Consider the following 22,324-nt stretch of genomic DNA (forward strand, 5'->3'; position numbering starts at 1 on the left):
TTTCTGTAAACGATATCCTTTGTTACTGATTTCCATCCTGTATATAGGTTTTGGGTAAGGAGATGGAGAATCGGGATCTGGTTTGTACTTTTGTTGTCTAATTGTTTTGTATGAAGAGATATGCACAGCAAACAAGGTTGCTAGTCGCTGTTGACTGCATTATTTTTGGTTTCGACGGACAGGAGATAAAGTTGCTGCTGATCCAACGTGGTTTTGAGCCATGTAAGGGCAAGTGGAGCCTTGTAGGCGGATTTGTGCAGGAAGAGGAGAGTGCAGAGGATGCCGCTGCCCGCATACTGAAAAACCTTTCCGGCTTGGATGGTATCTATATGGAACAATTACATACTTTCAGCGCGCCGAACAGGGATAGTGTGGAAAGGACAATATCAGTGGCTTATACCGCCCTGATCGACATCAAGCGTTACAAGCAGTTGCATGATGATTTCCACGCAGTTTGGTTCCCTATCAATCATCATCCTGAATTAATATTTGATCATGATGCGATGGTAAATCAGGCCAAGGAGAGATTGCGTTATAAAGCCGCATTGCATCCGCTATTGCTGGAGCTATTACCTCCGAAGTTTACACTTCCCCAACTGCAACAGCTATACGAATCAGTATACAATACCACTTTTGATAAGGGGAATTTTAGCCGGAAGATCCTGTCAACCGGCTTGTTGGTGAGATTGGCAGACAAAGATAAGCTGAGCTCCAGGAAAGGTGCGTTTTATTATAAGGTGGATAAGAAGAAATATAATAGCAACTTACATTCTTTTCTGAATTTCGTGCCGGATGCACATTTGAAAAAATCTGCATCTGGACGTTAGTCAACTATATGCTTTAAACCCTATATCCTTCCACGTTATATCAGTATCCCTTAAACGGCTACATCATGCATCCGGTATTGTTCTTGCCTGTTTTCTTTTGCTCCATATAAGCAATCACCTGTTTGCGCTGGGCGGTACTAATGGTGCTAATTTATATTTCAGATAAAATAATTGTAAAATTGACAATTTTTTATTTTCTTGCAGGTAGATAGAATTCCACGTTATGAACGCAGGTTATTTTCCTGCAACAGTAGTCGCTTGAAAGGTGTTGTTAACTTACCACGCTGTTGCAGGAAAATTTCTAACCGCTTCGCAAAAATAGATCCCGCTTCCTATTTCCTAAAATTACCAGCTCCGCATAACGATTCTCCCGCAGCGTATTGCGTTTTACCAAACAGGAATAAATGAAGCGATTACTTTTTGATGCTATTTCCTTTTAAAGACAGAAAAATATTGAAACCGTGAATAGAAGATCACTTATCAAATATCTGGGGTTAACTGTTCCAGCTTATTTATTGTCAAAGCAGGCTGGTGCATCATTGGGTGGGCAACTGGCTCCATATGCCGCACCGGGACCTTTTACCGCCAGTTGGGATTCTTTGCAGCAGTATGTAGTACCTGAATGGTACCGCAATGCCAAGTTCGGCATATGGGCACACTGGGGGCCGCAGTGTGAGCCGGAGTATGGTGATTGGTACGCACGTGGCATGTATATAGAAGGGAGTGACCAGTACAAATACCACCTGCAACACTACGGACATCCTTCTCAGTTTGGATTTAAGGATGTTGTCCATCGGTGGAAAGCAGAACAATGGGACCCAGAGCAACTGGTAGCTTTATACAAACGGGCCGGCGCAAAATATTTTTTCGCCATGGCTAATCATCACGATAACCTTGATCTCTGGAACTCTCGTCACCATGCATGGAACGCAGTGAACGTAGGGCCTAAAAAAGATCTCATTGGTGGTTGGGCCAAAGCTGCCAGGAATAACGGGCTGCCTTTTGGGGTGAGCATACATGCGGCCCATGCCTGGACCTGGTATGAAGTAGCACAACGTGCAGACAAAAATGGACCGCTTGCTGGTGTGCCCTACGACGGCAAACTGACAAAAGCAGATGGTAAAGGCGCTTGGTGGGAAGGACTGGACCCGCAACTGCTCTATGCGCAAAACCATCCACTGAGCGAAAATAGCCTGGATAATGGGACCGTCATCCGGCAATGGGATTGGGGCAATGGCGTAGCAGCGCCGTCAAAAGCTTACTGCGATCAATTCCTGAAAAGAACGATTGATCTGATAGATAGATATGAACCGGAGCTGGTTTATTTTGATGATACCGTCTTACCATTGTATCCAGTCAGCGACGTAGGACTGCAGATAGCGGCCTATCATTACAATAAAAGTATCATACGTAATAAAGGTAAGCTACAGGCAGTGCTGAACGGTAAAGTACTGAATGAAATGCAGCGCAAATGCATGGTATGGGACATAGAACGAGGACAGAGCAATGTGATTGAGCCATTCGCGTGGCAAACAGACACCTGTATCGGTGGATGGCATTATGACAAGCGGTTCTTTGATGGTAAATGGTATAAGTCCGGCAAAACCGTGATCCAGACGCTGGTAGATGTGGTGAGTAAAAATGGAAACCTCCTGCTCAATATCCCGGTAAAAGGTAATGGGACTATCGATGAGCAGGAGAAAGCCATTCTTGAAGAAATAGCCGCCTGGATGACCATCAATGCAGAATGCATATTCGATACAAGACCCTGGAAAGTACTCGGTGAAGGGCCTGCGATGGAAGGAGCTGCACCCATTGCTGCACAGGGATTCAATGAAGGTAAAGGGAAACCATTAACCGCTGGTGATATCCGCTTTACTACCAAGGGAGATGTGCTATATGCTGTATTACTGGGTTGGCCCGATGATAGAAAAATGAAAATCAAAAGTCTCGCTGCAGGAAATGCACTGTGGCCTGAAAGCGTCAACAGAATTGATTTGTTAGGAGGCGGTGAGTTGCATTTTCAACAGAACATGGATGCTTTGGAGGTCGTATTACCGGAAAATAGACCTGCATTCCCATATGCAGCAGTTCTAAAAATCAGATAATAACTGTTGAAATGAAAAGATGGATGATATTTTATAAAAAAGCGTATAACCGTTCAAGTTCCAGCGGGTCACTGGAATATAACAAAGCTCGCGTTAGTCGCGGGCTTTGCTGTAATTGAAAAAATGAATCGGAATGGTTTATAAGTTCCGATTAATCAGTTCTTTTAATTTAGGATCACCAGGGCGTGGGGCATTACCGTCAATTATTTTCCCGTCATTACTCATGAGAATATATCGGGGAATACTACCGATACGGTGTTTCATCACGAATGGCGATTTGAAATTACCTGCTACCAGGAAGTTGTTGTTCTTATTCATAAAATCGTAATCGCTACTACCTATTTCCCATTTAGTGGAGATGTTATCCAATGAAAAAAATAGGAAAGTGATATTTTTTTCAGCGTATTCTTTTTGCAGTTTTGCTGAAGAGGGCATTTCACTTTTACAAGGAGCACACCAACTAGCCCAGCAGTCAATATAAATGAGCTTTTTCTGCCTGCTGATCAGCGAATCAAAGTCGAGCAGATTACCATGCAAGGTGAGTAGCTGTGTAGTCCCAGCGGATAAAACTCTTTCTTTTGCCATCAGATCGAAGTTTTGCTGGATAACCTTTTTATAGAGCGTATCGGAGCAAATTAGTTTAAAGGAATCTACATACATCGCATAATCCTTATAATCTTTATTCTTCCCAAGATTCAGTACCTGGTAGAGCAGAAAATTGCTAACGGGTAATGACCCTTTGAAATTCTTGGCAACTGCAAATTGACTGGCAAGTGTGGAGTGGCCACTGTTCGTATCGGTAGCAACATAGCGGTGATAATATATTAATGCTCCTTGAAAGGTGTACAGGCGGAGCAAGGATGAATCATGGAATGCATGTTGGTACTGACGTATTGTATCTACATACCAACCAGGTATTTTTTTAGGATCAAAATTAGTTTTGTAAAAGGGCGTCAGTCTTTTTCCTATGAAGTCGTAGTAAATATATGCATGTAATAACCTATATCCTTCATCGGATATGTTCCCTCTTTTTCTGTATTCATCCAGCAATGCAATACGTTGATTTTTCAGCGATATCAGGAAAGAGTCCAATGATCTATCGTATTGACCATTTGGCGAGAAATATTTATTTGCATTTTTTTCAGATGATAAGTCAAATCCCAAGGTGGCGGCAGTTATATCTTTCAATGCATTGCATTCAAATTCCTTGTGTTTATCTGCACATTTAAAATCAATAACGGTTTCACCTGCCTTTATATCGGCTGTATAGTTATATCCTGGATAAAAGAGATAGGGTATACGAACTTTATGCTGACTGAATAGGGTAAAGGGGGCTTTCGCAGTAATTGAAATCGTAAAACTGGAGTCCTGCATTACATTATCGATAAACACCTCCTTAAATTGAATGATATTCAGCGGATAAGAAAAATACAATCTACCGCCACGTTGGATATGGAAGGTAAGGGAAGTTGTATCCGGACTTTGGGCTGCTATTGAATTATCCGAAAAAATCGCTGATGAGGTTAGAAAGATGATGTTTACCAAACAAACAAGACGCAAAAAAAAGTTACTGGGCATGAATGATGATTTCAAACAATAATTACCTTGATAATGCAGAACCTAATAAAAATAAGGATTTAAATCAAATAGTCGTAACCGTTATTAGGATCTTATCTTGTAGAGGTCAGGATTTATACAGACCATATGAATCGTATCCCGCCTTAACCGGTTTTAATAATGAAAAGATAATATTTACTAATTAACCCACCACTATATTGAAAAGTAGCGTCGATTACATGGGACTTTCGCTAAGGCTCCTGCTAACAGAATGGAATTTGAAGTAAAAAGATATTTACTTTGTAGCCATATTATTTATGAGTGTGAGACATACAATAGAATTGAATGATATGGAACTTTTTCTTCGTATCCAATACTCCGATTTGGAGGCATTCGATTTATTGTATAATAAATATTGGCATCCCTTATTCAGCTTTGCCAACAAATTGCTCCGCTCTTATGATGATGCGCAGGATATTGTTCAAACGGTATTTATCTCTATTTGGGAAAAGCGCGCCACCATTACCATTCAACAGTCGCTTGAAAGCTATCTTTTCCAGGCGGTACGATTTCAATCCCTTAAAAAACTGGAATCACTTTTAAGTACCCCCGAACAAATTGAACGAGTACAAGAAGAATTACTACCCACATTTAATGACATCCTGCATCGTTTGCAGGAGCAGGATTTAGTTAAGCAAATACAAAAGGAAATATCCAGCCTTTCTCCTCGCACCCAAGAAATATTTTTACTAAGTAGGGAATACAAATTAAGTATTGCAGAAATCGCCCTAAAATTGGGCATCTCCGAACAAACCGTTAAGAACCAACTGCATATCGCATTAAAAACCTTACGACATAGTATTGCCATCACCCTGATTTTCTACTTCAACTGATTTGGTAACAATTCCTTAACCTACATTTACCGGTACTACTCCATCTCTTTTAGAACATACTATTAGAGAATCATCTGTTATGGACCTGCTGAGGTTAAAAAGAATTGTAAATAAATATTTGTCTGGTCACGCTTCCGTAGAAGAAAAAGCCATCATGGAGCAGTGGTTTAAAGACGCCAGGGAAGCCGCTGATAAGGAAGTAGATAAAGGTCAATTTGACGAAAGAAAAGCAATTGTTTTAAGTAATATTAAAGCAATTATGGAGACGCGTGCCATTAAGCATGTCAATCATTTTCCTAAAAACAAACTGCGTTACCTACAATGGACAGCGGCGGCTTGCATACTGAGCTTGTTAGTCGCGGGGTATTTGTTTAGAGGTGAATTAGGAAACATGGTAGTACCTCCTGCTATGTACACGGTTGTTACTAACCAGCATCAGGTTAAGGAAGTAATATTGCCTGATAGCTCCATTGTTGTACTAAATATTAATAGCCAACTTCGATATCCAGCCTCATTCGATGGCAGCAGGAGCGTAGAACTTAATGGTGAAGCATTTTTCGACGTTAAAAAGAATTCCAATGCCAGTTTTATTGTAAAAGCAAGCCATCTAAATGTGCAGGTATTGGGGACATCGTTTATTGTATCTGATGCAAGTGCCTATAAATTAGCCAGCATTGGTGTGAAAACGGGTCGTGTACAGATTTCCGTTCCTGGTGGGCAGAAGGAGCTATCTCCCATACTTTCCCCTCATCAACAATTTACCTATATCGTGCGCGATAGGAATGGTAAAATAGAAAAGAATATACCTGTTAATACGGAATGGACCTCACAATTATTGGTATTCAGAAATACGCCATTAAGTGAGGTGTTTGCAGCAATAGCGGAAAGTATGCATGTGAAAATTGTTTCGAACAACCATGAAATTAACAAGCGAACATTCACTGGTTCTTTCTTGAAAGAGGATAACCTTTCTGAAATGCTCAAAATCCTTTCGGTCTCCTATGGATTGAAAATAAAACAAGTCGGCAATCAGCTAGAGATAAATTAATTCCAACACATATAAACGCACATATTTTTTAAATCATGATGAATGATATAGGGAGATCTATGTCCAAACTTAAACAACATAAAATGAAAAATGGGTTTACTAATCGAATGGACCGGGTATTTTTAGTAAGGAAGCATTATTTCCTGCTGCCCATATTCCTTTTGTATACAGTGTTTTGCTTTGCACAGGAGAAGGCACCAACCGAGAAATATAATGTTTCATTTTCAGGGAATACATTGGTAGAATGTATTGATGTCTTACAAAAACAAACCGGTATACGGTTCTTCTACGATGCATCTGAAATAGATAAAATAAAAAGAAATTATACGAGAAGCTTCCACCAAACATCCTTAAAAATAATTGTCGAATATCTGTTGGATAACACGTCGTTGGCATATGACATGCCAGACAGTAAGAAAATAGTTATTCGCAGGAAGATCCAAACTACTGAAACCCATACGCAAGACAAGACTGGTGAATGGCACACGATCAAAGGACGCGTGGTAGATTTTGAGACTTCCGCGCCATTGGCCGGCGCCTCTGTAAAGTTGGTAGGGTCTTCCAAGTCTGTTGTGAGCGATAGCAAAGGGTATTATACCATTAGCGAATTAAAAGCGGGTGAATATACCTTGGAGGTCACCTATATTGGTTATGCTGCCTTCGCAGAACCAATGAAACTCAATAGCAGTCTCACCTTTGATGTACGTATGCAGGCAGGTGGTGGGTCATTGGGAGAAGTGGTGATAAGCGCCGCAGGAAGAAAAGTACATAACGTAGTTCATACGACAGACAAAAAAGTGTTGGAAGCTATTAAAGGGGCACAATCCGTAGTTTCAGGCATTTCCTCTCAGCAGATTTCCATGAGTGCCGACCGTAACGTGGCGGAAGTAGTGAAAAAAATTGCTGGCGTTACTATCAAAGACGACAAATTTGTTATCATCCGCGGGATGAGTGAACGGTACAACCTCACCTACCTCAATGGAAATATCGCACCCAGTACGGAGTTGTATTCCCGCGCTTTTTCGCTGGACCTACTTCCGAGTCGGATCATTGATAGAATCATGGTGTATAAATCCCCCGCTCCCGATTTGATGGGGGATATGACAGGTGGCGCGGTGAAGATATTTACCAAAGACGCTAAAACGGTGAAGCATCTGGATGTAGAGCTACAAATGGGATACCGGCCCGGTACCACCTTTAGTAATAAATTCATGACGTATCAAGGTAGTAGTACCGATTTCTTGGGCTTCGACAACGGCGTAAGGAAGCTGCCTGCTGTAGTTCCTGGTTATGGCGATTTTACCAGAGCCGGCATTACGCAAAAAGATTATGCCCAACATTTCAGCCCTTATTTACAGTATGGCTACAAAACAGCCCTGCCAATGATGCAGTTGACGGCCAATTATTATAACACATTTAGCATTGGTGGTAGAAACTTGGGTATGCTCAGCTCCCTGAGTTATAAAACAGAGCGCCAACAATTTGATGTAGACCGTGCTGCTAGCTTCTGGGGAACAGATGGTAATGGCAGACGTACCCACGAAACTTCTCGCGAATCTCAGAGCATGGAAACAGTGCAGTTAAACCTATTGCAAAATTTCACCTATAAGCTTCGCGATAGCAGCAAGTTGTTCTTTAAAAATTACCTCTTGCAACAGGGACAAAGTACGACTGTGGTACGCACCACTAAAAACAACCAGTATGTTGTCGGAGATTCCACCACAGACCTTTCCCATCTTACAGGTATAAATTGGAAGGAGCTTGCTTATGGCTATAATGTATATGAACGTAACATTATTCTGGGCTATACACAGCGGTTTTTATATGCCGGTAATTTGGGCGGTGAACATTATTTTTCAAAGGGCAAACAACTGTTGGAGTGGAACCTGGGCTACACCTTTAGTAGGCAAATGATTCCAGACCAACGTGTGATCCGCTTTAACCAAAACAGACAGGATGGTGGAGGAACCAGGGGCTTCGGACAAACCGTAGATCTCAGTTGGGGGGCCGCCTACCGTTATATAAAAGGGCCTGATGATATAGAAAATAGGAACAATAATTTGGAGCGCGGTATGATATCCCGTACCTGGTCAAGAAACAATGAAAATGTTTATAATGGCGCACTTGATTATACCAATAAACTAACTCCTTGGATTACTTTAAAGGTAGGTACCTATCAACAATGGAAATCGCGGGTGCTGTTTCGCCGCGCCTACACCCTCAATGAGGGCGATTTGAATTCTGCTGGTTACCCGGAAAATGATAACGCTACTATTGGGAGCAACGGTCAATACATGGATTTTAATAAAGTCTTCTTTACAGAACAAGACTTAGGAAAGGTTTGGAGTACTGATTATTTAAAGGATGATGGGAGCGCGCTTAAAGTCTATGACCGTACTAACGGTAGCGATGCTTATTCCGCCACCGAACAACTCAACGCCGGTTATGCAGCCCTCAGTCTTTTACCATTTAACGGTAAATTGGATATCTATGGCGGTCTCCGAGTAGAGTATAACCGACAAAAGGTAGCAGGCGCCATCCCTGGTTCCAACCAGGGTAGTATTAACTATCCTGTGTTGGTAGACAATAAAACGACCAATTATCTTCCTTCTGTAAATATTAACTATCGCCCTTCTCAGCAATTCGTTGTACGTGGAGCATATGGTAAAACGGTGAACAGACCGGAGTTTCGCGAGCTATCACCTTATAGTGAACTGGACCAGTTGAACAATCAGACCGTCCAGGGGAATCATTTCTTGAAGCCCGCTGCTGCCACCAATTATGATGCCCGCATAGAATGGTATCCCAAAAACAATGACAAGGCGGAAACCTTTAGCATAGGGGCTTTTTATAAAGAATTGACCAATCCTATCGAAAGAATGATTACGCGTAATCTTTTTTTTGGCGGCCCTGCTAACATCAGTTTTGGAAATGCAGATAGAGCAACTGTACAAGGATTGGAGTTTGACTTGCGTAAAAATTTAGGATTTATTCCGCTACCATTTTTTAAGAATCTTTCTTTTATAGGTAACCTCACGCTCATCAAAAGTGAGGTGAATAAACGCCTCGATACTTCCGTGGTTAAGAATACGGACCCCGCAGTTAACCCACATTACACCCGTCAGTTACAAGGGCAGGCGCCTTATGCGATGAACCTGGGATTATATTATGATAATGCCGGTACAGGAACTAAAATAGCCCTTTCCTGGAACAGGATAGGCCCCCGCATTTATGCTGCCGCCAATGGTGCACCGTTCAGTGTAACCTACCAGGGAGCGGTACCTGTAGTAGTACAGGGAAACCAAGGGAGTCTTATTGAATTGGAACGTCAGACGCTAGACCTAGCAGTGACCCAACGTATCGTTAGGAGTCTGCAAGTGAAGTTCAGTGCACAGAATATCCTCAACCAGCCATTGCGGATCGCGGAAGATGAAAACTTTACCTACAAGTATGAAAAAGCGTTCATTAAACGCACGAATGATACTTATCAAAGTGACACCAATGGCGACATGATTAGCAGTGAATACAAACCCGGCAGCCATTTTATTTTATCGGCCACCTATTCATTTTAACATTTAATTCCATCTACATGAAGTATAGCATAATATATCAGTTGACAGTGCTGCTATTAGGCAGTTGCCTGTTGTGGTCTTGTAATAAAGCCGATAATTTTAAAAACATGCTGGATGCGCTGCCACAAGTAAGTTATCAGACACCGTACGGCTATCGCGCTAGCTATACCGTAGGCGATACGATGACTATTACTGGCAGACTACAACCGAACAATGGTCTTAAAATACGAATAGGTAATGAAGACGCGGTTATTGTGGCCGCAGATAGCCTGCATTTCAATCCGTTCACCGGCGATACAACGAGTATTCCTATGGATTGGGTACAAGTATTGATAACAGATAACATGGGCTCAGGCCCTGGAATACCTATTACCATTACTTCGGGAGGGCATACTGTTTCTGGTGCTAATATTAATATCTACGGTCGTTACGGACAAGGGAGTTTCAAACAGAAACTCTCGCTGAAGGTACATGCGGATATGACCAGCCCCTACAATATTTATCTGCATTGCATCAACGGCAAAGGCGATCTATATTATTACGAAGCTACTACCGGAAATCTACAGCATATTAAAAAAGACGGAACCATTGAAACCTTGCTGACAAAGGATCAACTGACCGGTAGCCAGTATAGTATTAAATCATTCACTACCGGATGCGTCAACCCACAGGGAACGAAAGCCTGGATATCTGTACAGACAGACACGACCTATGCTTTTGTGGAAGCTGACCTTACAGCGAAAACCATTAAAGTGTTAAACCATACTAAAACCTACACTACGCCATATTTAGGTAATATCGGAGTGGTGAACTTGAAAGTGAATGCCGCCTTTGCGGACAGTAAAGGGAATGTCTATATGGTGACCCCTGGCATAGTATGGGGGCAGGAGAAAGATTATGGCGCAGTTGCAAAGTATAACAGTGTGGAAGGCTCCTTTAGCTATCAATTCCGGGCAGGCATAGCGCCACAGGATATACCAGGGGTAGATATAACCGATCCCGATAATCCCTATACGCAAGCGTTACCACTCCTGTTGCCTGATGAATCGGTCATGTATATACCAGGTTACAATAAGCTCGTCTTATACGATTTGCAAAGTAGGGTAGTGATTAAAACGATAAAAATACAACAAGAGAAATGGGGCGTTCTACCCAAAAGTTATACTGGCGCTTTTAACGGCATTAAAATAAATTTCAACAGTTACCTGGGTAACAACAGTGCTCCTGAAACAGGGTTTGGCTTTTTGCCTGTGCCAGGCCAGAAAATGATCTTCCTATTATACCAGTACCTGGATGGAGGCTCCTTGGGGATAGGAAATGGTAATCTGGCGCCATTGGTAGGAGGGCCTAAATGGATGGCCTTTGATTTTGCAGAAAACCGCACCTACCAGTATGCACCGCAGGCAGATTTATCCGGCTTTGCATTTGAACCATTTACTGCTCCCGGTAAACCGAAAAGTATTTTCTCCGATCAGGTGCTGAATTACGATGAGGAGGGGCATTTATATGCTACCGCCAATGGACGTAAAATAATTGTAAAAACCACCTTAAAATAAAACCATGAGAACGCGTTTATATATACTTGTTTTATGCAGTGTAATTGCCAGCATATCCGCCTGCAATAAGGATATACAACCGGTAATTCCTGAGCAGGGAAACATCAGCAAAATGAATTTTTATTCCACCTCCGATGTGTTGGCACAATACAAAATGGGAGGGATCGGATTGTTTGTAGATCTGCCAGTAGCTAAAAGAAATACATGGATGCCATTTTTTGATCTGAGTTCCAAGCCGCAGAAAATGGAATATCCCACCGTGTATAGTTCGGTTCCTAGTATTGTATATACTAGTTTTCGGGATGGGATACATCAATTCCAATTTAATTATATGGTGCCTGATACTAGTACCTCTCTGGTAGGTACCATCCCCAATAGGATGTTGATAGATACATCCATATCATTTGATAAAAATACAACAACACTGTTTTATCTCGCGGATAAACCCTTGCAGGGAGAAGGCCAGGAGCCAGCGTTTCAACTGCTTAAAGTGCCTGTAGATGTATCGATTAAAACCGATACCAATACCGTTGCGCTCTATATCCTCCATCAGGCGGCAGATGTAGGGCCATTGCGCTGTAGTGTTGTACTCCCCAACGGAAATATCAGTGCTGGGAAGTTCCCGCAAAACTTGGCATACGGACAATTCACAGAAGTCATTTTACTCCATACCAAAGATGCCTCCAATGGGCTTTTCGGCCTGCGCTTTTACGATGCGCTTACAGGGCAAGAGCTGGTGAATACCGCTACACCGGCAAATGGAGGTCATGGCTATATACTGACTATACAGGGCTTTAAAACTGATCACGCGTTTAAAATACCGGTGAGTATTAACCAGGATAAAACGGTGAACTACAGTATTCAAACCGTTGCGGCTAATCTGCGCAGTGGGGTAAGACAACTATGGTAATGAGCCTGCCTTACAGAAAACTTTAAAAAGAATATCCATGAACAAAATACAATATAGGCAAATGTCGGCGCTGGCCATCTTATTCCTTCTTTTTGCCACCGCATGTACGAAAACAGTTGCACCGGACCTTAGCCCGGCTATATTTGGTACCAAGACCATTAGCATTTCACAGTTAAAATCCTTGAGCATCGCAACAGAGGTACGCGTGCCGGATGGCGCCGATGGCAAACAAATATCAGGAGTCGTAATATCTGATCGCACAGGAAAAAATATCGATCCAACAACGATTATCTTGCAGAGTGATGGAACCGATACTGCCGGAATTGTGGTGCAATTGGATACGATTGCCCCTTTCAATCCTGGCGACTGGCTGGTGATCAACGCTTCGGGGAGGAAGCTACAGCAAGTCAATGGAGAAGTGATGTTGAAAGATATTCCTCTTTCCCGCATTCAGCATATTGGTAAAGGAATCATTAAAGTCATATCTGTACCTGTGTCGGAAGCGCTGAAAAATGCCTCCAAGTGGAATGGCGTGCTGGTGCGGTTTTATGATGGTAACTTAACTGGTGGAGGTGGTAGCTATAATGGCACCTTGAACTTTAAGGAAATGGATAGTACTGCCATTATTTCATCGCGGGTATTACCTGGTGCTGTATTTGAAAATTCAACTTATCCGGCCGCTATCAGCGCTATTACTGGTATTTTAAGAGTCGCTGGAGCCAATCCTTATATACAGGTTCGGAATGCTGCCGATGTAAATAGTACCGAAGTTACCCGGCTAGTGACGGATGAAATGCATATTATTGGAATGGATAATCCATCTCATTATTGGGAAAACCCAAAAATAACCTTTGGTAACACCACATTAGAGACGGTACAATCAAGGTACTATGTTGGGGATATTGTAGGTAATTTACCTGCTTTTCCTTCTGACGCTGGTTTTCTGCCTGCACAATCCAGCTACCTCTATCTCATGCTACAGCAGCCAGTCAATGTATGGGACTTCAAAAGCTCAGTTGATCTAGTGGTGCAGCCTGGCATTAAGGAGATCAGGGTTACCTTTGCAGGGAGCCAGGTAAATGGTTTCATTACAAAAAGTACATATGGCGACAAAATTAATGTAAACCCATTTAACCCAGCCACTGATAGTTTTCAACTGGATTTACGCTATACCATTGGGAGTTACGTTGCCAATACGGTATCGGCTACCTATTCAGCAACAGGTAAACTTTACACTGTTGTATTCCATGTCCCTGCAAGGCGAGAACTATTCAAATCGGTATCGGAATTAGATCCCTATTCTTACAGGACATCGGTAGACCAATTTTTGGAAGAACCTAAGTTTAGCATCATCAATTATTCCGTCAGGGTGGACCCCAACCAGGACCCCTGGGCGCTGCCAGCTCCAGCCCCGATTATCATCACCAAAATAGAATATGGTTATTAGTGTTCAAATAATTCCTAAAGCCCGCGCTAAGCGCGGGCTTCTTCAGTGAAAGGAAGTAGAAACATGTAATCCGTACCCCATTTATAATCTATTCCAGTGGTGATCGCTGTTTGGGTAGAGTTGCTGGTGGAATTTCTTTGTCTAATTATTAGGATTTCTAATATATTGCTGTTTGTCAGGTAATGGAGTAGTCCTGAAAGGCCCATCCCTGTTAGTTTTCATTTCTCTCTAATGATATTCTAAGAAAAATTTATTTTTGTTTTAATCTCCATTTACTGGGTCTTAGATAGCTTTGCGGCGCATAAACAGGATTAACGACTACGCAGCACACATATAAAGCAATCGCCAAATCTCATATAGTTTTTAAGTATCATTTCTATGTCCATTCAACGAAAAGTAATTGCTGTCATTGTCGCATTGTTCAGTTTTGTACAAATAACAGCCGCTCAGCAAGAAGGAGACAGTGCTGCACCTACATCAAAATGGAGCTTCCATTTTCAGACAACCATTATTGCGCAGAAACATTCGGGGTTTAAATCGCTATATAGGGGAGATAACAGTCTGGCCGATACCGTAGAACCTACCGCACAGAGTCTAACTGCCACGTTATTCATTGGTCGGAAATTATGGAAAGGGGCCACCTTTTACTTCAATCCCGAGGTATCGGGAGGTAAGGGGCTCAGCTCTGCCGCTGGGGTGGCTGGCGCACTGAATGGGGAAACTTATCGCGTAGGGGCCGTTCAACCACAGGTATTCATTGCCAGGGCTTTTCTGCAGCAATATTTTGCTTTGGGGAATAGTTATGAAGATGTATCGGAAGATGTGAACCAGGTGGCTGGCAGGGTTCCATCGAGTAGGATCGTTATCAGTGCTGGTAAATTTGCTATCGCTGATTTTTATGATAATAATGCATATGGGAAAGACCCCAGGACCCAATTTTTTAACTGGTCTGTTTGGGCCAATGGCGCCTGGGATTACCCAGCAAATACCAGGGGGTATACAGAAGGCTTAGTAGTGGAACTGATTAAACCTAGGTATGCTATACGTATTTCCTCTGTGGCAGTGCCTCGGATCGCCAACTATCACTTGATGGAGTATAATATCAATGCGCATTCTGAAACGCTGGAATACGAACATAAACTACAATTCGGCAAACGTACTGGCAGGATACGGCTCATGGCTAGTAGTACATATTCCAAGGCGCCTTCTTATCAGCAGGGTATCAATTCCATTACCAGCAAGGATACTTTTCTGCTAAATGTTATCCGCGGCGTTTCTGAAAATACTTCATACGGTGGCCATAAGTACGGACTAGGACTAAATATCGATCAGCAGTTGAGCAATGATCTTGGCTTCTTTTGCCGAGTGGGCTGGAATGATGGGAAGTACGTTACTTGGGCATTCACGGAGATCGATAGAACCCTGAGTGGAGGCCTGGTATTAAAGGGTACTAAATGGAAAAGGCGGGATGATGTGTGGGGTGTTGCAGGTGTAGTGAATGGTATCTCCTCAGACCATCGAAATTTCCTGGAGGCTGGCGGCTATGGATTCATTATTGGCGATGGTGCGCTGCATTACGGACATGAAGGCATATTGGAAACGTATTACAATGCCCAGATTAACCGTTTCTTTCAAATCACTTTCGACTACCAATTCGTTAACAATCCTGGGTATAATAAAGATAGAGGCCCCGTGCATGTATTTGGAGTAAGAGGGCATATTATGTTTTAATATTGCAAATGGGCAGTAGGAGAGCAGAATGAAAGGCGCCTCTGTACAGTGTTCTAGAAGGCAATATTACCTATTACGCTTACGTATATACGCAAATTTGTAAAAAAAATATTCCCCTGAAATAGGCTACAGTACTGTGTTTTTAATTTTTATCAATAAAAATGTTTCAAAAAAATTTGCAGAAATAAATATTTTTCTATCTTTGCACTCCCGTTACAAACACGGGTATCGCGGTGAAAGCAGTGATATGATTCCGTAGCTCAGTTGGTAGAGCAATACACTTTTAATGTATGGGCCCTGGGTTCGAGTCCCAGCGGGATCACACAAGAATATCAAAGGAAATTAAAGCCGCTTGAATCGTAGGATTTGAGCGGCTTTTCTGTTTCTACCATAAAAAGATAAATCATACAAAACGAATCTGAAAGGATACAGTAAATAATTTTAGATTTACTGTATCCTTTTTTTCTGAAATGCTTATCAGTAAATATTTTTAGGACTTTATCTTCACAAGCATATTCTTTTCTATGTTCATTTCTTCTAAATTTCTATAATTGTATAATCTCGCCATCTTCGGGAATGATTACATTGTCTGTGATACCATTCTGATTTACGAATTCCCTTAGCTCTCGTCTGCTAAGTATACAGTGATTAATAGCTTCCATATGAGCTGCAATGATTTGCGATTGGGGTAGAATTTTATTTATCTTTATTATATCTTCCTTGCCCATTATGATGGAACCAAAGCCATCAACGGTAGCCATCCCGGCATTTACTACCACCACCTCTGGTTTGTGCTTTGTCAAAATGGTTTCGACCGCAGCAATCCAAACGGTATCACCTATTATGTACACCGATTTTTCACCTTCATGGTTGAACAACAGACCTGACACCTGGCCAAGTACTTCAGCTAATTGTGGAACGGCATAAGCTTCATCTGAACCGTGTTGACATGCTGTTTTCTGGAATGAAACCCCTTGAAAAATGCCTTCATTTTCGTAAACCCTTACATCTGTAAATCCAGCGGTTTTCACGTGCTGTGCATCTTCCCTGTTTTGAACAAAAATTGGTTTGTCTTTTGGGAGTATTTCTTGTGCAACCAGGTCGAAATGATCCGGATGAAGGTGTGTAAGAATAACAGCGTCTACATCGGATAAAGAGGATGGTGCTATCGGCATAGGCACTAATGGATTTCTCAGTTCAGCATTTACTGTTCCTGGAAATCCAGGATAGGCTCCTTTGTCAGCAAACATTGGATCAATTAAGAATTTCTTACCACCATAGTTCAGAACGAAAGTGGCATTTCTGATAAGTTGAATAGATGATGTTCTTTTCATATGTCTACATATTATTACCACAAATATCAGACAGAACTAGCCAATCTTAAGTACCAATTGATTTGTTTATACTACCATTTTGATAACTTGCTCTCATTCGACTGATTATAATTGCGTAATTTGCGTTAAACAATTTTATAGTTTTGAAGACGCATAAATTTCATAAAACGGAATGTGGAGTCCCTTTTTTACTGAACGTTTTACCTGGAGAAGATGTAAAAGAAATCTATTTGAATACTGATTTTTATAATACCGATTTCTTCGAAATCATATTTTTTAAAAGAGGCAAGGGTAAGTTGTTTCTGAACCAAGAAAGTCTTGATGTGAAGGACAATTCGGTGTTTTTTATATCGGCTTTTCAGGAACGACGTTGGGTATTAGAGGGCGATGATGTAGCATATACAATATTGGTTTTTCAGGAAGAATTTCTAAATGACTTTTTTTCTGATAAACTATTTACATATCGTTTGCAGTATTTTTATCAATATGAGCAACCATTAATGTTACATATCGGTTCGGCTGATCTTTCCCGTTGGTGCAGCATTTTAATGGAAATAAAAGGCGAATTACTACTTACAAGGCCGGATAGCGAGCATATAATTCGTTCCCTTTTATACTACCTTTTGCAGACATTGAATCGGAAATACGCGGATGCCCAAAATCTACCTGTGATTAAAACAGCGCAGAACCACGCATTTCAATTCAAAAAACTATTAGAAACCAACATTCGACAACGTCAACGAGTAAACGATTATGCCGATATGTTAGGCATAAGCAGGATATCCCTAAATAAAGCCGTAAAGTCCCAATTCAATATCACAGCAACCGAATTGTTAAAGCAAAGGCTTTTATTTGAGGTACAAACCTTACTCGTACATGCTAATAAAAGTATCAGCGAGATTTCCTTTGAGCTTGGTTTTTCGGAACCACATCATCTACTTCGTTTTTTTAAAACTCAGACAGGCATTACTCCATCACAATATTTAAAAAGTTATACTTCAGAAAAATTAGCAATTCACTAAAATATATCGAAACCATATTGATTCATCGTTTTTACTGTAGCGAGTCATATGGTTAATTTTAAATTATTGCTGTTGATGTATTTAAACAAAGAAAGTCGTTTTTGTGGCGCTACCTTGAATTTTAAATATGCGCAATCGATTACTACTAATATTCATCCTTAATGCATCCTTATAATCCTTCCGCTTCGTGCTGTTGATAGGAAGAGATGATTTTATCTTCCCATCGAGATCACAAAGAAAAGCCTGCGCAATATGCGCAGGCTTTTTAGTATTAGCTGTTCTTTTACAAAGAGTGAATAAGTGCCGGAACAACCTTTGCATAAAAGAAATGAAACATTGTATTAAAGCTTATTCTGCTCGTTTTTTATAGAAGATCTGTCGGAGACCATCGCAGGATTTGGGCGTTACCACCAAAGGAATTTTTTCTACCAGTGTTTGACTGGCATCCAATCCGAATGCTTTACTATCCGAAGTCGCTAATTTATTGATGGCAAAATAGCTGTTGAGGATAAAGCCTTCCCGTACAGAAAACTCGTTGTCGTAGGATAACACATTTTCAAAAATGACGAACTTATAGTTGTTGAGATTTTCTGAAGCCAGTGCTGGGAAGCGTTGTATGGCATGTAGTTCCTTGTTAAGAATCATATCTTTCACCACATTGCGGAACATTAAACCAATTCTTGGTTGTACACGGAAGCCCAGCCTAAAGTCAATGCGGATCACTTTACCATCGCTCATTTCTTCCACCCCATATTCCATCGTGAATGGTTCATCGGTACGTTCAATATGGATCAGCCAGTACATATCTGCCCGTTTGGGGCTGTGCTGGAAGATAGAAGAAATTATCCTTTTCTCGATCTGGTTAGGATGATCAGCTTTTGTGAGATAGATCAGGTGAGAAGTGATTTTGGGAATATGATGATTGTTGCTCAGTTCATCAATCTGATTTAAATGCTTATCTAAATTAATAAAGCTTAGGAAGCGGTTCGTAATCTTACGTGCATTAAACCAGATATACATGGTAGATATTAATCCTACTTCAAATACCAGGAAGAATAACCTTTTTACGATCTTCACTGCGTTAGCTACAAAGAAAGAAGATTCTACGGCGATAAATAATAGCATGATCAACGTTACGATCCACAGTGGATAATGCTTTACGTAACGAAGGAAATAGAACATGAGTATGGTGGTCATCAACATTGCAATGGTGATGGAGAAGCCGTAGGCTGCAGTCATAGATTCGCTGGTACGGAAATAAAGCACTACCAGGAAGCAGCCAGTACAGAGTATCCAGTTGATACTGGGGATATAAATCTGTCCGCGAATATTGGTAGGGAATTTCACTGTAACCTTGGGCCAGAAGTTCAAGCTGATGGCCTCACTGATTAAGGTGAAAGAGCCACTGATCAATGCCTGACTGGCAATGATGGAAGCGCTGGTAGCAATGAGAATGGAAGGTAACAGGAACCAGTGAGGAACGATGGCAAAAAATGGATTAGCACCTCCAAGAGTGCTTTTATTTTGCAACAGTGTCCAGGCGCCTTGCCCGAGATAGTTGAGAATAAGTGTTGTTTTAACAAAAATCCAGGTGGCTTGTATATTCTTTTTGCCACAATGTCCCAGGTCGGAATATAAGGCTTCTGCCCCAGTGGTACAAAGGAATACGGCGCCAAGAAGCCAGAACCCTTTAGGATGCTCCGTGAGCAATGCGAGTGCATATTTAGGATTCAGTGCCAGAAAAATATGAGGATAATGAATGATCTGGCTGATACCCAATACACCCAGCATCGTAAACCAGAGGAACATTACCGGGCCGAAAGCTCCGCCAACTATCCTGGTGCCAAAACGCTGGAAAATAAAGAGTAAAAGGATGATCACCAATACTATTTCCACCACAAGGCTATTACCAGGAACAATCACACTTTCCAACCCTTTTACCATGTTTAACCCTTCAATGGCGGATGTTACGGTGATAGGAGGTGTGATGATACCGTCGGCCAGCAGCGTACCTGCGCCGATGATGGCAGGGAAAACAAGTTTTGGCCCAAACCGCCTTACCAACGCATAAAGGGAGAATACGCCACCCTCGCCTTTATTATCTGCCTGCAAGGTGATAAACACATATTTAAAGGTGGTTTGTAAAGTTAATGTCCAGAAGATACACGAAATTGCTCCAAATACGAGATGCTCGTCGATAATACCTCCATCATTCATGATGGTTTGAAAGGTGTACAACGGCGAAGTTCCAATATCGCCATAAATAATCCCAAGTGCAATTAACAGACCTGCTGTAGTGATCTTTTTAAAATGGCGATGATGAGCATCCATATTGTAGGTTGTGAGTAGGGAACATGTCGGCTAAACAGGCGACCATATTCTATTTTTATTTTAAAAGCGGTTAAATACTCCCTATGAAATCAGCCGCGAAAGTACAATAAGCTGCTTATCACAACCATGGCAAATAACTTATTTTAAGGGTATTTTAAGCTGCAGTAAGAATAAGTACCTATGAATGAGTGATATGTGTATATTTAGAACAGTACTATGTTTTTAATTTTTATCAATAAAAATGTTTCAGAAAAAATTGCAGGAATAAATATTTTTCTATCTTCGCACTCCCATTACAAAAAAGGGTGTCGCGGTGAAAGCAGCGATATGATTCCGTAGCTCAGTTGGTAGAGCAATACACTTTTAATGTATGGGCCCTGGGTTCGAGTCCCAGCGGGATCACAAAAGGCGACTAAAAGTCGCCCTTTTTTTGTTTATGATAACCTGTAATGTAGACCTATTAATACTGTAACTGTGAAAAATGGGAAGTAATCAAAACTAGCGTCGCTGTATACCTAACATTCCGTGACTGCATATCATGCATGCTCTTTTTACCAGGACAAGATTGATCTTGAAAAAGGACGTTTTTTGATGAGCAATTTATAAACTGTAATAATTATCTAGTTAAAAATTGTCATCGTAAATGTTAGGTAAACATCTGTAATTGATTACCTTGGATGTCTTAATTGAATGCCAAAAAATGGCAGTTAAGTTGATCATTGTATATAATTGACCCGACCTATATTATGAGATTACTGTTTTTAAATATGAAGAATTCACTTTGTCCTATAGAGAGTACTTGTTTATTTCCCACATTACCGAAGCATTTACAATTTACACTGTATTCTTCGCAAATAGTAAAACTATCGTTCTGATAGGAGTATTTTTTTAAGAAAATTTTAGAATTAGAATATCTGCTACACGCCGTGTAGTGTTGTGTTTTTTTTATCTGACAGCAGCTTGTTGTCAGTTTAAATTTTGCTGCATATGAGAATTTTTATGAGGTTAATGATGACCAGTGCGCTGCTGGCTTGTTTGATAGTTGGAGCAAACCGGACTATAAAGAATAAAAAATTAACTAATGAGACAGTTTTATAAATATATTATTTACCGACTTTATACCTGGGCTAAAAATATACGTGGTGATAACACGCCGGTTTTTAATGTAATCATAACGCTTGCATTTGTACATTATATGCAAATAATAACGGCGCTTATGATCATGAAATCGATGCTGCGTTCTAAAGTTACTTTTCCTAGACTAGTACCTGAATATGTTGTTGGTTTCGCTATCCTATTTTCAATCGCTCACTATTTCCTCTTCTATAATAAGAAAAGATGGGCCAGTTATGAGAAGGAGTTTAAAGATGAAAGCCCTGAAGAAAGAAGGAGAGGTAAAATATATGTGTTGGCTTATTTGATTGGGAGTGCATTTAGCCCAATGATCTTGGCGCTGCTTTTTGGATAAGTCTTTCCTAATAATCTATAACGGATAAAGTAAGAATAGGGTCTCAGGTATTGCTGAGACCCTATTTTATTTTTAAGGTAATAAGCAGCATTTAAAACCTCACGCTTGCCGCGGGGTTTTCTTTTTTAGATATAACCCCGATTTCTTTCCTCTACTTTATATTAGGTATAGCGGCGACCAAATTCGATACACTAAGAAAGTGTGAAATCCTCCTATAAAATCAGCCGCGGAAGTACTACTTGCAGCTTACCCGTGTTTGCATACAGTGCCAAACGACCTATTTTAAGTATATTGTAAGCTCCGGTATGAAAGAGCGGCACCTAATCTTTTGTTTCATCTTTTCAATCGGATTGACTATAAAAATTAGCCACTTTCTATATATTTGGTTTCAGCGGTTATTGCATCCCAATAACTTATCATAAACTCTGCATATGAGTAATGACAAGTATTTGAATCGAATGAACCAGAATACTTACTGGTGAAGAAATCTGCCTTCCTATAGCAAGATGTTGATAAAATG

14 protein-coding genes and 2 tRNA genes are annotated in these 22,324 nt (G+C 40.9%); 13 read left to right on the forward strand and 3 right to left on the reverse strand.

Annotated elements, in window-relative coordinates; genetic code table 11:
- Positions 1–110: 110 nt before the first annotated feature.
- Both JO154_RS05270 and JO154_RS05275 read left to right on the forward strand, forming a co-directional pair.
- Positions 111–827: an NUDIX domain-containing protein gene (locus tag JO154_RS05270; protein WP_291942575.1), complete on the forward strand. Its 717-nt coding sequence runs from the start codon at positions 111–113 to the stop codon at positions 825–827.
- Between the two features lie 461 nt (positions 828–1,288).
- On the forward strand, positions 1,289–2,935 hold the full coding sequence (locus JO154_RS05275; RefSeq protein ID WP_291942577.1) for an alpha-L-fucosidase: 1,647 nt from the start codon (positions 1,289–1,291) through the stop codon (positions 2,933–2,935).
- 138 nt (positions 2,936–3,073) lie between these two features.
- Here JO154_RS05275 and JO154_RS05280 read toward each other — a convergent pair whose 3' ends face one another.
- Positions 3,074–4,513 carry a TlpA disulfide reductase family protein gene (locus JO154_RS05280; protein WP_291942578.1) on the reverse strand — a complete coding sequence of 480 codons (1,440 nt, stop codon included), beginning with the start codon at positions 4,511–4,513 and terminating at the stop codon, positions 3,074–3,076.
- A 329-nt stretch (positions 4,514–4,842) separates the two neighbouring features.
- Between JO154_RS05280 and JO154_RS05285 the strand changes: the two genes are divergently transcribed.
- The 8 genes from JO154_RS05285 to JO154_RS05320 all read left to right on the forward strand — a co-directional run bounded on the left by JO154_RS05285 (position 4,843) and on the right by JO154_RS05320 (position 15,971).
- On the forward strand, positions 4,843–5,385 hold the full coding sequence (locus JO154_RS05285) for an RNA polymerase sigma factor (protein ID WP_291942579.1): 543 nt from the start codon (positions 4,843–4,845) through the stop codon (positions 5,383–5,385).
- A 79-nt stretch (positions 5,386–5,464) separates the two neighbouring features.
- Complete coding sequence (locus JO154_RS05290; RefSeq protein ID WP_291942580.1) at positions 5,465–6,433, forward strand: FecR family protein; 969 nt, start codon at positions 5,465–5,467, stop codon at positions 6,431–6,433.
- A gap of 59 nt (positions 6,434–6,492) precedes the next feature.
- Entirely contained in the window at positions 6,493–10,005 is a 3,513-nt protein-coding gene (locus tag JO154_RS05295) for a TonB-dependent receptor (RefSeq protein WP_291942581.1), read from the forward strand.
- 17 nt (positions 10,006–10,022) lie between these two features.
- On the forward strand, positions 10,023–11,561 hold the full coding sequence (locus JO154_RS05300; protein ID WP_291942583.1) for a hypothetical protein: 1,539 nt from the start codon (positions 10,023–10,025) through the stop codon (positions 11,559–11,561).
- Positions 11,562–11,565: 4 nt separating this feature from the next.
- Positions 11,566–12,471, forward strand: a complete 906-nt coding sequence (locus tag JO154_RS05305) for a hypothetical protein (RefSeq protein ID WP_291942585.1) — start codon at positions 11,566–11,568, stop codon at positions 12,469–12,471.
- A 37-nt stretch (positions 12,472–12,508) separates the two neighbouring features.
- Positions 12,509–13,918 carry a DUF5689 domain-containing protein gene (locus JO154_RS05310; protein WP_291942586.1) on the forward strand — a complete coding sequence of 470 codons (1,410 nt, stop codon included), beginning with the start codon at positions 12,509–12,511 and terminating at the stop codon, positions 13,916–13,918.
- Positions 13,919–14,296: 378 nt separating this feature from the next.
- Positions 14,297–15,649 carry a carbohydrate porin gene (locus JO154_RS05315; RefSeq protein WP_291942587.1) on the forward strand — a complete coding sequence of 451 codons (1,353 nt, stop codon included), beginning with the start codon at positions 14,297–14,299 and terminating at the stop codon, positions 15,647–15,649.
- Between the two features lie 249 nt (positions 15,650–15,898).
- Positions 15,899–15,971, forward strand: a tRNA-Lys gene (locus JO154_RS05320).
- A gap of 223 nt (positions 15,972–16,194) precedes the next feature.
- Here the strand turns inward: JO154_RS05320 and JO154_RS05325 are convergent.
- Positions 16,195–16,983: an MBL fold metallo-hydrolase gene (locus JO154_RS05325; RefSeq protein WP_291942589.1), complete on the reverse strand. Its 789-nt coding sequence runs from the start codon at positions 16,981–16,983 to the stop codon at positions 16,195–16,197.
- A 143-nt stretch (positions 16,984–17,126) separates the two neighbouring features.
- Here JO154_RS05325 and JO154_RS05330 point away from each other — a divergent pair, with 143 nt between their 5' ends.
- Entirely contained in the window at positions 17,127–18,005 is an 879-nt protein-coding gene (locus JO154_RS05330) for an AraC family transcriptional regulator (protein WP_291942590.1), read from the forward strand.
- A gap of 348 nt (positions 18,006–18,353) precedes the next feature.
- Here the strand turns inward: JO154_RS05330 and JO154_RS05335 are convergent, their stop codons facing one another.
- Positions 18,354–20,336 carry a KUP/HAK/KT family potassium transporter gene (locus JO154_RS05335; RefSeq protein WP_291942592.1) on the reverse strand — a complete coding sequence of 661 codons (1,983 nt, stop codon included), beginning with the start codon at positions 20,334–20,336 and terminating at the stop codon, positions 18,354–18,356.
- A 329-nt stretch (positions 20,337–20,665) separates the two neighbouring features.
- On the opposite strand from JO154_RS05335, the gene JO154_RS05340 reads away from it, so the two are divergent.
- Together JO154_RS05340 and JO154_RS05345 are read left to right on the forward strand one after the other, a co-directional pair.
- A tRNA-Lys gene (locus JO154_RS05340) sits at positions 20,666–20,738 on the forward strand.
- A 679-nt stretch (positions 20,739–21,417) separates the two neighbouring features.
- Positions 21,418–21,804: a hypothetical protein gene (locus JO154_RS05345; protein ID WP_291942594.1), complete on the forward strand. Its 387-nt coding sequence runs from the start codon at positions 21,418–21,420 to the stop codon at positions 21,802–21,804.
- Positions 21,805–22,324 lie beyond the last annotated feature (520 nt).

The sequence above is a fragment of the Chitinophaga sp. genome, from assembly GCF_019236475.1.
Taxonomy (GTDB): domain Bacteria; phylum Bacteroidota; class Bacteroidia; order Chitinophagales; family Chitinophagaceae; genus Chitinophaga.

What these genes read in the sequence shown, in the direction of transcription:
- JO154_RS05270 (WP_291942575.1), top strand. Translation starts at nt 111, where the DNA reads ATGAAGAGATATGCACAGCAAACAAGGTTGCTAGTCGCTGTTGACTGC.
- JO154_RS05280 (WP_291942578.1), bottom strand. Translation starts at nt 4,513, where the DNA reads ATGCCCAGTAACTTTTTTTTGCGTCTTGTTTGTTTGGTAAACATCATC.
- JO154_RS05285 (WP_291942579.1), top strand. Translation starts at nt 4,843, where the DNA reads ATGGAACTTTTTCTTCGTATCCAATACTCCGATTTGGAGGCATTCGAT.
- JO154_RS05290 (WP_291942580.1), top strand. Translation starts at nt 5,465, where the DNA reads ATGGACCTGCTGAGGTTAAAAAGAATTGTAAATAAATATTTGTCTGGT.
- JO154_RS05295 (WP_291942581.1), top strand. Translation starts at nt 6,493, where the DNA reads ATGTCCAAACTTAAACAACATAAAATGAAAAATGGGTTTACTAATCGA.
- JO154_RS05300 (WP_291942583.1), top strand. Translation starts at nt 10,023, where the DNA reads ATGAAGTATAGCATAATATATCAGTTGACAGTGCTGCTATTAGGCAGT.
- JO154_RS05305 (WP_291942585.1), top strand. Translation starts at nt 11,566, where the DNA reads ATGAGAACGCGTTTATATATACTTGTTTTATGCAGTGTAATTGCCAGC.
- JO154_RS05310 (WP_291942586.1), top strand. Translation starts at nt 12,509, where the DNA reads ATGAACAAAATACAATATAGGCAAATGTCGGCGCTGGCCATCTTATTC.
- JO154_RS05315 (WP_291942587.1), top strand. Translation starts at nt 14,297, where the DNA reads ATGTCCATTCAACGAAAAGTAATTGCTGTCATTGTCGCATTGTTCAGT.
- JO154_RS05325 (WP_291942589.1), bottom strand. Translation starts at nt 16,983, where the DNA reads ATGAAAAGAACATCATCTATTCAACTTATCAGAAATGCCACTTTCGTT.
- JO154_RS05335 (WP_291942592.1), bottom strand. Translation starts at nt 20,336, where the DNA reads ATGGATGCTCATCATCGCCATTTTAAAAAGATCACTACAGCAGGTCTG.
- JO154_RS05345 (WP_291942594.1), top strand. Translation starts at nt 21,418, where the DNA reads ATGAGACAGTTTTATAAATATATTATTTACCGACTTTATACCTGGGCT.